At 73.7% G+C, this 13,521-nt stretch carries 11 protein-coding genes; 2 read left to right on the forward strand and 9 right to left on the reverse strand.

Annotated features, from left to right (window positions below):
* Positions 1-195 precede the first annotated feature (195 nt).
* From cobA to cobC, 3 genes are read right to left on the reverse strand one after another with little or no spacing between them, the layout of a single operon-like run.
* On the reverse strand, positions 196-1,455 hold the full coding sequence (gene cobA / locus ACFYL6_RS06365; protein WP_387168274.1) for a uroporphyrinogen-III C-methyltransferase: 1,260 nt from the start codon (positions 1,453-1,455) through the stop codon (positions 196-198).
* Between the two features lie 40 nt (positions 1,456-1,495).
* Complete coding sequence (cobT, locus tag ACFYL6_RS06370; protein ID WP_387169491.1) at positions 1,496-2,614, reverse strand: nicotinate-nucleotide--dimethylbenzimidazole phosphoribosyltransferase; 1,119 nt, start codon at positions 2,612-2,614, stop codon at positions 1,496-1,498.
* Positions 2,614-3,699 (reverse strand): Rv2231c family pyridoxal phosphate-dependent protein CobC, encoded by a 1,086-nt coding sequence (cobC, locus tag ACFYL6_RS06375; RefSeq protein WP_387168277.1) that lies wholly within the window; start codon positions 3,697-3,699, stop codon positions 2,614-2,616. Before cobC ends, cobT begins: the two co-directional genes overlap by 1 nt.
* Positions 3,700-3,820: 121 nt before the next feature.
* Here cobC and ACFYL6_RS06380 point away from each other — a divergent pair, with 121 nt between their 5' ends.
* Complete coding sequence (locus tag ACFYL6_RS06380; protein ID WP_387168280.1) at positions 3,821-5,950, forward strand: transglycosylase domain-containing protein; 2,130 nt, start codon at positions 3,821-3,823, stop codon at positions 5,948-5,950.
* Positions 5,951-5,975: 25 nt separating this feature from the next.
* Here ACFYL6_RS06380 and ACFYL6_RS06385 read toward each other — a convergent pair whose 3' ends face one another.
* Together ACFYL6_RS06385 and ACFYL6_RS06390 are read right to left on the reverse strand one after the other, a co-directional pair.
* The gene (locus tag ACFYL6_RS06385; protein WP_355008924.1) at positions 5,976-6,545 is read right to left on the reverse strand and encodes a GNAT family protein; all 570 of its coding nucleotides are present in this window, start codon (positions 6,543-6,545) and stop codon (positions 5,976-5,978) included.
* Positions 6,542-7,945, reverse strand: coding sequence for a cobyrinate a,c-diamide synthase (locus tag ACFYL6_RS06390; RefSeq protein ID WP_387168283.1), 1,404 nt, complete (start codon positions 7,943-7,945; stop codon positions 6,542-6,544). Before ACFYL6_RS06390 ends, ACFYL6_RS06385 begins: the two co-directional genes overlap by 4 nt.
* A 205-nt stretch (positions 7,946-8,150) precedes the next feature.
* Here ACFYL6_RS06390 and ACFYL6_RS06395 point away from each other — a divergent pair, with 205 nt between their 5' ends.
* Positions 8,151-8,966: an SURF1 family protein gene (locus tag ACFYL6_RS06395; protein WP_387168286.1), complete on the forward strand. Its 816-nt coding sequence runs from the start codon at positions 8,151-8,153 to the stop codon at positions 8,964-8,966.
* A 52-nt stretch (positions 8,967-9,018) separates the two neighbouring features.
* Here the strand turns inward: ACFYL6_RS06395 and ACFYL6_RS06400 are convergent, their stop codons facing one another.
* The 4 genes from ACFYL6_RS06400 to ACFYL6_RS06415 all read right to left on the reverse strand — a co-directional run bounded on the left by ACFYL6_RS06400 (position 9,019) and on the right by ACFYL6_RS06415 (position 13,502).
* The gene (locus ACFYL6_RS06400) at positions 9,019-10,611 is read right to left on the reverse strand and encodes an ATP-dependent DNA ligase (RefSeq protein WP_387168289.1); all 1,593 of its coding nucleotides are present in this window, start codon (positions 10,609-10,611) and stop codon (positions 9,019-9,021) included.
* Positions 10,612-10,692: 81 nt separating this feature from the next.
* Positions 10,693-10,899: a hypothetical protein gene (locus tag ACFYL6_RS06405; protein ID WP_030333429.1), complete on the reverse strand. Its 207-nt coding sequence runs from the start codon at positions 10,897-10,899 to the stop codon at positions 10,693-10,695.
* Positions 10,900-10,976: 77 nt separating this feature from the next.
* A complete protein-coding gene (locus ACFYL6_RS06410; protein ID WP_387169493.1) occupies positions 10,977-12,320 on the reverse strand; it encodes a dipeptidase in 1,344 nt (447 codons plus the stop codon).
* Between the two features lie 36 nt (positions 12,321-12,356).
* Positions 12,357-13,502 carry a M48 family metallopeptidase gene (locus ACFYL6_RS06415; RefSeq protein ID WP_387168293.1) on the reverse strand — a complete coding sequence of 382 codons (1,146 nt, stop codon included), beginning with the start codon at positions 13,500-13,502 and terminating at the stop codon, positions 12,357-12,359.
* Between the last annotated feature and the right edge of the window lie 19 nt (positions 13,503-13,521).

Here is a 13,521-nt window from a genome sequence, read left to right on the forward strand (position 1 = left end):
ACCTCGACGCCATAACCACCCCAACGACAATCACCAAAGGGGGTGTTGCAACCACCAGTTGAGCCCGCCCACGTAACGGAAACTGTCCAAGATCTACCCTGCCGGGGTGTTCCAACGTCTGATCGGCGTCGCCGGCACGGTCGGAACGAACCATCGGCCGGTGGCTCTTCACCCGGACCCGCGTTCGGTCGCCTGTCAGCTGTCGAGGGCGTTCACCACATCGCCCACCACGACGACTGCGGGCGGGCGCAGCTCGGCCGTGAGCGCGGCGGCGGCCACCTCCCCCAGCGTGGACCGCAGGACCCGCTGGGTGCCCGTGGTGGCCTCCTGGACGACCGCTGCCGGCGTCTGCGGTGACCGACCGTGGGCGATGAGGGTGGCCGTGATGGCGGCGAGGTTCTTCAGCCCCATCAGGATCACCAGGGTGCCGTGCAGACCGGCGAGGGCGTCCCAGCGCACCAACGAAGCGGGCGAGTCGGGTGCCAGGTGCCCGGAGACCACCGTGAACTCGTGCGCCACCCCCCGGTGGGTGACCGGGATACCGGCCGCGGCCGGCGCGGCGATGGAGCTCGTCACCCCGGGCACCACGGTCACCGGCACGCCGGCCGCCGCGCAGGCCAGCAGCTCCTCGCCGCCCCGGCCGAAGACGTACGGGTCACCGCCCTTGAGCCGCACCACGAAGGCGCCGGCCCGGGCACGGTCGACCAGGATCTGGTTGATCTCCTCCTGTGCCCGGGACGGGCCGTAGGGGATCTTCGAGGCGTCCACCAGCTCGACGTCGGGGCGCAGCTCGTCGAGGAGCAGCCCGGGCACCAACCGGTCGGCGACCACCACGTCGGCCTCGGTGAGCAGCCGCCAACCCTTCACGGTGATCAGCTCCGGGTCGCCCGGCCCCGCCCCGACAAGCGCCACCCGCCCGGACTGCCGCCCGCCGGTCGCACCGGTCGCACCGGTCACAGCTTCGGGCCCGCTCTGCGTCGGAGCGGTCCCGTCCGGTGCCAGACGCACGGCGAGCAGGTCGCGGATCGCGTCGCGGACGGTCATCGCACGTCGGGGATCGCCGCCGCCGAGCACCGCCACGGTGACCGGGCCGTGCCGGGTCACCGCCGGGGTCCAGGCGGTGGCGGCCGTCCGGTCGTCGGCCCGGACGCAGAAGATCCGCCGCTCGGCGGCGACGGCGCTCACCGAGGCCGCCGCGACCGGGTCGTCGATGGCGACCTGGACCAGCCAGGCGCCGTCCAGGTCCTCGGGCACGAACCGACGCTGCACCCAGTGCAGCCGACCCGCGTCGGCCCGGGCCCGCAGCGCCGGGGTCAGCTCCGGGGCCACCAGCAGGACGTCCGCACCGGCGTCCAGCAGCGCGGGTACCCGCCGGGTGGCGACCGCCCCGCCGCCCACCACGACCACCCGCCGCCCGTGCAGGCGCAAACCAAGGGGGTACGGATTGGAGGTCACGCCACACCACCGAGGCGGGCGGCGCGTTCGGTGCGCGTGGTCACTTCTCGGCCACCCCGGCGGAGTCGAAGGTGGCCACCTCGTGCAGCACCCGGACCGCGCCGGTGACCACGGGCAACGCCAGCAGCGCGCCGGTGCCCTCGCCGAGGCGCAGCCCCAGGTCGATGAGCGGGTCGAGGCCGAGGTGGCGCAGCGCGGCCGTGGCACCGGGCTCGGCCGAGCGGTGGCCGGCGACCATGGCGCAGATCGCGTCCGGGGCGAACGCGGCGGCGGCGAGCGCGGCCGAGACCGCGATCACCCCGTCCAGCAGCACCGGCGTGCGGCGCGCCGCGGCCCCCAGGATCAGCCCGGCCAGGGCGGCGTGCTCCAGGCCACCGACGGCGGCCAGCACCCCCAGCGGGTCCGCCGGGTCGGGGGTGTGCCGGGCCAGCGCGGCCCGCACCACCGCCACCTTGTGCGCGTACGTCGGGTCGTCGACCCCGGTGCCCCGGCCGGTGGCGTCGAGCGCGTCGACGCCGGTGAACGCGGCGATCAGCGCGGCGGCCGGGGTGGTGTTGGCGATGCCCATGTCCCCGGTGAGCAGGATGCCGGCGCCAGCGTCGATCAGCTCGTCGGCGATCCGGATGCCGGTCTGCACCGCCGCCAGCGCCTCGTCCCGGGTCAGCGCGGCGGTCACCGTGAGGTCGCGGGTGCCCCGGCGGACGGACGCGACAACCAGTCGCGGCACCGCCGGGTCGAGGACCGCCGGGTCGGGAACAGCCGGGTCGGGAACAGCCGGGTCGAGGATCGCCGGGTCGGTGGGCAGCGGGGTGGCCACGCCGACGTCGACAACGGTGACCGAGGCGCCGGCCTGCCGAGCGAACGCGTTGACCACCGCTCCGCCGGCCAGGAAATTGCCGATCATCTGCGCGGTGACCTCCTGCGGCCAGGGGCTCACCCCCTGGGCGTGCACCCCGTGGTCACCCGCGAAGATCGCCACCGCGGCCGGCTCGGGCAGCGGTGGTGGGCAGGCGCCGGCCAGGCCGGCGAGGCGTACCGAAAGCTCCTCCAGCGCGCCCAGCGAGCCAGCCGGCTTGGTCAGCCGGCCGTGCAGCTCCCGGGCGGCGGCCATGGCCGCTTCGTCCGCCGGGCGGATCGCCGCGATCGTGGTCTCCAGCATCATGCCTCCATGGTCTCGCGCAGCACGTCGATGAACGCGTCGGTGGTGTTTCGGTCGCGTACGGCCACCCGCAGCCAGTCCGGGCCGAGCCCGGGGAACGTGTCGCCTCGGCGCACCGCCCAGCCGCGCTCGCGCAGGGCGGCCCGGATCGCGCTCGCGCCCGGCAGGTGCAGCAGGACGAACGCGCTGGCGGGACGGCCGACGACGCGTACACCGGGCAGGTCGGCGAGGCGCGCGACCAGGTGGTCGCGGTCGGCGGCGAGGTCGGCGGCGATCGCGCGCTCGGCCTGGACCGCGACGGCGCTGGCGCAGGCCGACGCGGCCGCCAGCGCCGGCGTGGAGACGGCCCAGAGCGGTTGGACGGCGGCCAGCCGGGACAGCAGCTCCGGAGCGCCGAGCAGGTAACCGATCCGCAGGCCGGCCAGGCCCCACGTCTTGGTGAGGCTGCGCACCACGAGCAGCCCGGGCAGGTCGCGGCGGTCGGCCAGCGACTCCGGTTCGCCCGGGTGCCCGGGGGCGATGGTGGTGTCGGCGAACGCCTCGTCGACCACCAGCACCCGGCCGGGGCGGGCCAGCGCGGCCACCGTCTGGGCGGGGTGCAGCACCGAGGTCGGGTTCGTCGGGTTGCCGATCATCACGAGGTCGGCGTCGGCGGGCACCCGGGACGGGTCGAGCCGGAAGCCTTCGGCGGCGTCGAGCAGCACCCGCTCGACCGGATGCCCGGCGGCCCGCAACGCCGCCTCCGGCTCGGTGAACTGGGGGTGCACCACCACGGGGCGGCGAACGCCGCGCAGCGCCTGGGCGATCAGCACGAACCCCTCGGCGGCCCCGGCGGTGAGCAGCACCTCGTTCGGGTGACGGCGGTGTCGGGCGGCGACCGCCGCCCGGGCCGGCGCCGGGTCCGGATAGCGGGCCAGGTCGGTAAGGGTCGCGGCGATCGGGTCGGCCAGCCAGGCGGGAGGCCGCGCCCGACGGACATTGACAGCGAGGTCGATCAGGCCGGCGGTGGCCTCGGCGTCGCCGTGGTGCGCGAGGTCCGGCTCGACCCCGGTGGGTGGGTCGACCACGCTCGGCTGATCAGACATGTCCGCGATCCTGCCGGGAAGGTGGCCGGTGGGACAGTCGATCCCGGCGTAAGCCACGTCACCACTCGCCGGTTTAAGAGTTCTTCTCATGTACGAATCGGAAATGTCATAACTTGACCACGTGAGCAACCGACCCCTTGCTGCCGCTGGTCGACTCGTCCCTCTCCTGCGCGCCGGACTGATCGCCGGAATCGTGATCGCCGCCGCCGCCTACCCACTGGTCGCCCTCACCGGGCTCGGCGCGAAGGCCACCGCGCACGCCGTGGACCAGAAGACCCGGTTGCTGAAGACCGCCCTGCCCGCCGAGACCTCGTACGTCTACGGCCCGGACGGCAAGACCGTGCTGACCATGTTCTACGAGGAGTACCGGCAGTACACGAAGCTGTCGGACATGTCGCCGAACATCCAGCAGGCGATCGTGGCCGCCGAGGACTCCCGCTTCTACCAGCACCACGGCGTCGACCCGAAGGGCGTGGCCCGGGCCTTCGTCTCCAACGCCCGCTCCGGCGGCTCCCAGGGCGCCTCGACGCTGACCATGCAGTACGTCCGGATGGCCCTGCGGGACAGCGCGACCACGCCCAAGGAGGTCCAGGAAGCCACCCAGCAGACCAGCCTGCGCAAGGTCAAGGAGATGCGGATGGCGCTGGACCTGGAGAAGGAGATCAGCAAGGAAGAGATCATGGAGCGCTACCTGAACTCGGCGTACTTCGGGCACCGGGCGTACGGCATCTACGCGGCCAGCGAGATCTTCTTCTCCAAGACCCCGAAGGACCTCACCCCGGTCGAGGCCGCCACCCTCGCCGGACTGGTCAAGTCCCCCTCCGAGTACGACCCGGCCGACTCCGACCAGAAGGAGGCCACCGGGCGGCGCAACTACGTGCTGGACCGGATGAGCCAACTCGGCTACCTCTCCCCCGACTCGGCCGCTGCGGCCAAGTCCGAGCCGATCCGGCTCAAGCTGACCACCCCACCGCACGACTGCGCCGCGGTGATGGAGAAGTACAACAGCTGGGGCTTCGCCTGCGACTACCTGAAGAACTGGTGGAGCGCGCAGCCCGCGTTCGGGGCGAACCGGCTGGAACGGATGGACAACCTGCGCCGGGGCGGCTACCGGATCGTGCTCAGCCTCGACCCGAAGATCCAGGAGGCGGCCGAGAAGAGCGTCGGCACCAAGGAAGCCACCGGCAGTCCGTTCGCCAACGGCATCGTGGTCTCCGAACCGGGCACCGGGCGGGTGAAGGCCATGGCGGTGAACCGGACGTACTCGCTGGACCTGGCCGAGAACCCACAGAGCTCCAACCCCGAGGCCGGGCCGAAGGTGAAGGCCAACTACCCGAACACGGTGGCACCACTGCTCGGCGGCGGTGACCTGGCCGGCTACCAGGCCGGGTCGACGTTCAAGATGTTCCCGATGTTGGCCGCGCTGGACTCGGGCATGACCCTCTCCACCTCGTTCAACGCGCCCTACCGCTACCGGTCCGAGGTCTACGACGGCTGGTCGCCCTCCAACGCCAGCGGCGCCATGACCGGCCAGCAGACCATGTGGTCCGGCTTCGGCAAATCGGTCAACACATACTTCGTGTGGCTGGAGGAGAAGGTCGGCGCGGACCGGGCGGTCCGGTTGGCCGAACAACTCGGGCTGCGGTGGCGCACCGACGTCGACCGGGACCACGCGTCCCCGGACAAGGCGAAGAAGTGGGGTGCGTTCACCCTGGGCGTCTCCGACGCCACCCCACTGGAGATGGCGAACGCGTACGCCGCCATCGCCGCCGACGGCCGCTACTGCGAGGCCATCCCGGTGCAAGCGATCATGAACCGGGACGGCACGCCCGCCACGTACGCCACCCCGGGCGGCCTCCACCGCGAAGTGGCCAAGCCACGCTGCCGGCAGGTGGTCAGCGCGGACGCCGCGCGGGCGGCCACCGACGCGGCCCGCTGCCCGACCGGAGACACCCCGGCGCGCGGTAGCTGCGGCGGCTGGTCCACCGCCGACAGCGTGCGGGGCACCGTCGGACGCCCGGTGGCCGGCAAGACCGGTACGACCGACAGCACCCGGTCCGCCTGGTTCGTGGGCTACACCCCGGAGTTGGCTGCGGCGAGCTTCATCTCCGACCCGGACAATCCGTTCAACGCCGTCGGTGACGGGCAGTCCCAGATCCCGATCAAGGCGGTTTCGGAGACCCTGCGCGACGGCCTGAAGGGCACACCGACCCGCCAGTTCACCCCACCGTCGGACGCCATCGTCGGTTGACGGTCTGCAGGTCGGTGCGCTCTGCTCAGCGCAGGTCGGCGGCGACGAACGACCAGAGTTCCAGATCGACCCGGCCGCCGCTGACGAAACCGGCGTTACGCAGCAGACCCTCGTAGCTGAACCCGGCCTTCTCGGCAACCCGGCGCGAGGCCAGGTTGCCGGGTGCCACCCGCAGCTCGACCCGTTGGAAGCCGTGCTCCAGGATCAGCGCGATGGCCACCGCGTCGACCGCCTCGGCGGCGAAGCCGAAGCCGCGCGCGTGCGCCGCCATCGCGTAGGAGATCTCGGTGAGGCGGGCGCCCCAGTCGGTACGCCGGGTCCACAGCGAGCCGACCACCTGGTCGTCCTCCCGCCGGAGCACCGCGTAGTGGTCACCCTCCCCGCTGTCGCGCCGCTGCCGGGCCAGATCGGTGCACCAGGCCAGCCCGTCGATCGGGCCGGAGTCACCGGGCAGCGGCAGCCAACGCCGGGTCAGCTTGTCGGCGAAGATCTCCCCGGCCGCCGCCGCGTCGGCCGCCGTGAGCTGACGCACCTCGGTACGCGGGGTGGAGACGGTCAACGCCGGGAACCGGCGCACCGCCACCTGACCGATCACACCGACACCCCGCCGGGCTGCGCGGGCACCACCTCGCTCGTCGGCTCAGCCGCCGCCGCGGCGACCAACCGGGCGGCCGTCGCCGGATGGCTGGCCCAGTGCAGGGTGAGCTGCGAGGCGTGCACGTTACGCCAGACGAAGCCCTCCGGCGCGCCGCCGTCCCAGCTCCAGGCCGGGCGCTGACCAGCGCGGGGGGTGAGCACCGCACGGTGTGCCTTGTGCCCGACCAGCACCGTGCCGGTGGCGGCGACGACACTGTCGGTCTGGGCGGTCGCCTCCCGGTAGCCGGCCACCACCCCGTCCCGGCTGACGCCGACCGCGTCCAGGACACCGCACATCGGCAGCCCGTCCAGCTCCCGGGCCAGCCAGAGCAGCCCGGCGCCCTCGGCGATCACCGGACGCCCGGTCCGTGCCAACTCGGCCACCGCGATGCACAGCCGCCGGTTGGCCGACAACTGCTCGGCGTACGCCTCGGGCAGCGCGCCGCCGACGACAAGCGCGCGGGTGCCGACCGGCAGCGCCTCGTCGCGAAGCGGGTCGACGACGACGACCTCGGCGCCGGCGGCCCGGAGCAGCTCGGTGGTCTCCGGGTGGCTGAAGCTGCCGCCCGGCCCACCGGCCACCGCCACCAGCGGCCGGTTCGCCGGGGGTGTGAACGTGCCGAGGGCCTCCTCGGGAGACCAGGCCGGCGCCGGCAGCGGCGGAGCGGAGCGGGCCAGCCCGAGCAGCCGTTCCAGGTCGACCGTGGCGGCGACGGCCTCGCCCAGCCGGCGGACCGCGCGGACGGCGTCGGCCGAGTCGTCGACCACCGGCGCCACACCGTGCCGACGCGACGGCAGCACCGCCGGCAGGTCCTGGCGACGCAGCGCGCCGTAGACCGGCACTCCCACGTCGTCCAACGCCTCGCGCAGCATCCCCTCGTGCCGGGACGACGCCACCCGGTTGAGGATCACGCCGCCGAGCCACAACTGCTCGTCGTACGACCGGAAACCGTGCACCAGGGCCGCCACCGACTGACCCATCGCGGCCACGTCGACAACGAGCACCACAGGGCTGCGCAGCGCGGCGGCCGCGGCGGCCGTGGACTCCTGCTCGGGACGGCCACCGACCGAGTCGTACAGCCCCATGCTGCCCTGCACCACGGCCAGCCCGGCACCGGCGGCACCGTGCGCCACCAGCGGGGCGAGCCGGTCGATGCCGACCAGCCGGGGGTCGATCACCCGACCCGGCCGACCGGAGGCTAGGCCGAGGTAGGCGGCGTCGACGTGGTCCGGCCCGAGCTTGAAACCGGCGACGTCGACCCCTCGCTCGGCCAGGGCGGCGAGCAGCCCGATCGCCAGCGCGTTCTTACCGTGCCCGGAGGACGGCGCGCTGAGCACCAGGCGCGGCACGACGGTCATCATCGACTCCTCGCGAGCGGCGGCGGGTACGCGACGGGACGACCGAGGCCGATCCGTCGGCGTGACGATACCCGCCCGGCCGGAGGCGCGAGCACCGCCAACCGGGGTGGGCGGCCCGGCCCTGGCAGGGCCCCGGGCGTCGGTCCCGGACCGGTCCGGCCCGGTCCAGGTCAGTGGCGCCGGTCATACGAGTAGCCTCGGTGCCGTGTACCGGTTCCTGCTGAGCCCACGCTGGCTGGGCGCTCTCGCGCTGACCCTGGTCGCGGCCGCCGTCATGGTGTTCCTCGGCAACTGGCAGCTGGACCGCTACCGGGGGCGCACCGAGGTCAACGAGCGGATCGACGCCGGCCAGCGGATGGCCCCCGTGCCGCTCGCCGACGCGCTGAGCGCTCCCACCGGCGGCGCGGGGACGGCCGGTCCGGCCCCCGCCGAGGACAAGGTCTGGACCCGGGTCACCGTCACCGGCCGGTACGACCCCACGAACACCGTGCTGGTCCGTGGCCGGACGGTGGACAGCCGGGTCGGCTTCGAGGTGCTCACCCCGCTTGTGTTCACCGACGGCACGGCGCTGCTGGTGGACAGGGGGTGGATCCCGCCGGCACCCGGTGGGGCGACGGCCCTGCCGTCGGTGCCGGCCGCGCCGACCGGCGACGTGACGGTGGTCGGTCGGGTGCACGAGACCGAGAGCGGCGCCGGTGCGGTGGCCCGACGCGACGGGTTGCTGGAGATCCGGCGGATCGGGGTGTCGCGGCTGGCCGGCGAGCTTCCCTACCCGGTCTACGGTGCCTACCTGCTGCTCGACGAGCAGACCCCGGCGGCCGATCCAGTGTTCAAGGCGGTGCCGGTCGGGCACGCCAACAACTGGCAGAACTTCGGCTACGTCGTGCAGTGGTGGCTCTTCGCGGTGATGGCTCTCTTCGGCTACGGCTGGGTGGCCCGTCGGGAGGCCCGCCGGGCCGCCGGCATCGGCACCACCCCGGCTCCCCTGGACCGGGCCGCCGAACCGACACCGACCGCCTGACTGAGGCCGACGCGCTGCACCGAGGTGTGCGGCTCGGCGCGGGACCGGCCGGTCAGCCGGTGGGACGGCCGGCGTGGATGGCACGGACCGCGTCGATGGTGTCCGCCTCGGCGGCGGACTTGTCGTCGCGATAGCGGACCACCCGGGCGAACCGCAGCGCCATCTCACCGGGATAGCGCGAACTCGTCTGCACCCCGTCGAAGGCGATCTCCACCACCTGCTCGGGCCGGACCCGGACCACCCAGTCGCCGCGTTCGACGGCGAGGCCGAGGAACCGCTCGGTCTGCCACCGCAGCAGCTCGTCGGTGAGCCCCTTGAACGTCTTGCCGAGCATGACGAACTCGCCGGTGCGCGCGTCACGGGCACCCAGATGCAGGTTGGACAGCCAGCCCTTGCGTCGGCCACTGCCCCACTCGACGGCGAGCACCACCAGGTCGAGGGTGTGCCGCGGTTTCACCTTGACCCAGGCGGCGCCGCGCCGACCGGCGTCGTAGGGCGCGTCCGGTGCCTTGACCACCACGCCCTCCTGCCCGGCGTCGAGCGCGGCGGCGAACGCGGTGGCGGCCTGCTCCGGGTCGTCGACCTCCATCCGCCCGACCAGCAGCGACGAGTCCACCGCACCGGCGAGGGCGGCCCACCGCTCCCGGCCGGGAAGGTCGATCAGATCCTCGCCGTCGAGGTGCAGCAGGTCGAAGAAGTACGGGGTGAGCACTGTCGCGCCCGTGCTGGCAGCCGCCGCCAGCACCGCCGGAGCCACGGGTGTGCGCCCGGTGGTGCTGGGGGTGGTGCGTCGGGCGGCCCGGCTCGACGTCTGCTGGAACGGCAGTGGACGACCGGTCTCGTCCAGGCCGATCGCCTCGCCGTCGAGGACCAACTCCCGGCCGGGCAGGGCACGGACCGCGGCGACCACCTCGGGCACCCGAGTGGTGATCTCGTCGAGGCTGCGGGTGAACACGGCGATGTCGGCACCGGAGCGGTGCACCTGGATGCGGATGCCGTCGAGCTTCACGTCGACCACCGCCGGCGTGCCGGTCGCGGCGAGCGCCTCGTCGACCGAGGAGGCGCTCTGCGCGAGCATCGGCGCCAGCGGCCGGCCGACCTGCAGACCGAACCCGGCCAACTCGGCGGCCCCGCCGGCCAGCGCGGCCACCGCCACCGCCCGGAGGTCACCGGCGAGCAGCAGCGCCCGGCGGACCGCCGCCACCGGCACGTCGGCGGCCCGGGCCACGGCGTCCGCGAGGAGCCCGGCCTGGGCACCCTGGCGTAGCTCGCCGCTGAACAGGCCGGTGAGCAGGCGCTGCTCGTCGGCCGTCGCCGACGCGTAGAGCGCACCGAGCAACGCCCGACGCCGGGCCTGCGAGCCCGAGCCGTGCACCGCGGCGATCTGCGCGATGGCCGCGTCCACGGCGGCCACCGTCAAGGTCGGTTCGGCGGCCGGTGGCGGCAGGTCACGCAGGCTCGCGTAGCCGACCCCGGTCTGCCGTTGGCGCAGCTCACCGGCGAGATAGCCGGCACCGGCCTCGACCTCGTCAGGGTCGAGCCGGCGCAGCGCGTCAGCGAGCAGCTCCACCTTGGCCCGTCGGCCGCTGGTGGCGCCGACTGCGGCGGAGGTGGCTGCCAGATCGAGGAACCGCACGCAGCTCATCCTGCCAGTCACCTCCGACACCGCCCGGGCATTGCCGTGCCCGGGCGGTGTCGGGTGCCGCCCGCTCACGCGGACGACCGATCAGGCGGAGACGGGCTCCTCGATGCGCAACCCTCGGGCGCGGACCTCGCCGGCGACCCGGGAGAGCACCGAGTCGAGGGCGACCAGTGCGGCGGAGAGCTCACCGAGCTGTTCGTTGAGCGTGTCCTCGGACCACGCGGAGACATCGACATCTCCCAGTGCGCTGACAGCGGCCCCCAACCGGGCCATCACCTCGTTCGTACTCATGTACGAAAGGCTATAACAGCTGACCGTCCGACACGCCGTAAACTCCCAGATCAGGCCCAAAGTTGCCGTTCTGACACCTAACTGCCCGCCGCCGCCACGTTGCGCAGGAGCAGCGCCTCGGCGAGGCAGACCCGGGCGAACTCCCCCAGGTGCAGACTCTCGTTCGGGCCGTGCGCGCGGGCGTGCGGGTCCTCCACACCGGTCACCAGGATCGCCGCCTTCGGGAACATCTCCTGGAAGGTGGCGATGAACGGAATCGAGCCGCCGACGCCGATGTCCACCGGGTCGGTGCCGTCCCAGGCGGTCCGGAAGGCCGAACGGGCGGCGTCGAACATCGGCCCGGACGCGTCGATCACGCACGGGTCGCCGTCGTGTTCGAAGGTGACAGTCACCTGCGCGCCCCACGGCGCGTGCTGCTCCAGGTGCGCGCGCACCGCCGCGTACGCCCGCTTGGGGTCGTCGCCCGGGGCGAGGCGGATGCTGAGCTTCGCCTTCGCGGCCGGGACCAGGGCGTTCGGCGCCTCGCCGGTGGACGGCGCGTCGACACCGAGGATGGCCAGCGCCGGCTTGGTCCAGAGCCGGTCGGTGATCCGGCCGGTGCCGATGAACTGCACGCCCTCGGCGAGCCCGGCCTCGGCCCGGACCCGGTCCTCCGGGTAGTCGACGGTGGCGCCCTCCCGGCCGACCAACCCGTCCACGGCCACGTCACCGGCGTCGTCGTGCAGCGTCGCCAGCAGCCGGACCAGCGCGGTGAGCGCGTCCGGCACGGCGCCGCCGAACATGCCGCTGTGCACCGCGTGGTCCAGCGTGCGCACCTCGACGAAGCAGTTGACGATGCCCCGCAGCGAGGTGGTCAACGCCGGTACGCCGATGTCCCAGTTGCCGGAGTCGGCGATCACGATGACGTCCGAGGCGATCTCGTCGCGGTGCTCGGCCAGCAGTTGCTCCAGCGAGTCGGAGCCGTACTCCTCCTCGCCCTCGATGAAGAGGACCACGCCGACCGGCAGCGCGTCGCCGTACGCGCGCAGCGCCGCGACGTGCGCCATGATGCCGGCCTTGTCGTCGGCCGCGCCGCGGGCGTAGAGCCGGCCGTCCCGTTCCACCGGCTCGAACGGGTCGGACTCCCACAGCGACCGGTCCCCGACCGGCTGGACGTCGTGGTGGGCGTAGAGCAGCACGGTGGGTGCGCCGGGCGGGGCGGCCCGACGGCCGATCACCGCCGGCTGGCCGCCGGAGCGCACGATGTCGACGTCCAGGCCACAACCGCGCAGCAGCTCGGCGACCGCCTCGGCGGAGCGTTCCACGTGCGAGTGGTCGAAGCCCTCGAAGGCGATGCCGGGGATGCGGACGAGGCGCTCCAGGTCGGCCCGGACGCCGGGCATCTCCCGCTCGACGGCGGCCCGCACCTCGGACTCGGACATGATCGGTGAGGTCATGACCGGCATCGTATGCCGGCCTTACCGGGGCGTGCCGGCGGAGCCCGTACCGTCACCGCTGTCCGCGGGGCCGGTGCCGGCCCGCGCGCCGGGGGCGGCCCGGCCGGCGCGGTGCGCGCGGCCCGCCGCCTCGGTGGCGGCGTCCATCCAGGAACGGGCCCGACCGGCGGTGCCGCCCACCCACTCGCCGACGTCGCTCGCGCCGTCGCCGAGCCGGCGCAGCAACCCGACCAGTGGGTCGGTGGACCGGCTGAACTCCTCCCGGTACGACTCGGCAGCCGCCTTGATCTCCTCCGAGACGCTTGTCGAGCTGTCGTCCTCGCGGCGCGGATAGTCCCCGGCCAGCACCCGCCCGTACGCCCCGGAGTCGATCCACTGGCGCAGCTGCGCCGCCCGCGCCACCGGCACCGGGTGGGTGCTCCACGCGGTCATCCGGATCTTGTGCAGGCTGTCGCGCAGGTCGCCGCCGCCGGCGTACTCGGCGGCCTGCTCCAGGAAGGCGGTGGTGTCGACCTGGGACAGGTCACCGCCGCCGGCCAGCTTCATCAGCAGCCGCAGCGCGGCGGCCGGGTCCTGCCCGGCGAGCAGGCCGGCCCGGTCGGCGGACAGCTCCGCCTTGCGCCACCACTCCAGCATCGCCGCGATGATGGCCCGCAGCGCGATCGCGCCGACCGGCAACCAGCTCAGGTTGGCCGCCCACCGGGTGAGGATCATGAGCATCGTCTTGTAGACCGCGTGCCCGCTGCCCACGTGCCCCAACTCGTGGCCGAGCAGACAGCGCAGCTCGTCCTCGTCGAGCTGCTGCACGCACGCGGAGTTCAGCACGATGAACGGCCGCTCCAACCCGACCGCCTCGGCACCCAACCAGGGCGACTGGGTCACGTACAGCTCGGGCAGCTCGGCCACGTCGAGCGCCGCCGCGGCCTCGGTGTAGCGCTGCCACACCGCCGGGTACTGCCGGTGGTCGACCCGGATGCCGGAGGCCAGCACGGACAGCCGGAAACCCCGCTCGTTCCACATCCCGAAGAACGCCCGCACCACATCGTCGAAACCGCGCAGCTCCCGCAGGGCGACCAGGGCACCCCGGTCGGCCGGATGCTCCCAGGCCCGCGAGCTGATGCCGGTGAGGGTGATCCGACGCCGCGCTGGCGCGTCCGCTGCCGTCATGGTGGCTCCCCGTTCGCCG

Source organism: Micromonospora sp. NPDC007208, assembly GCF_042869175.1.
GTDB classification, from domain to species: Bacteria; Actinomycetota; Actinomycetes; order Mycobacteriales; family Micromonosporaceae; genus Micromonospora; species Micromonospora foliorum.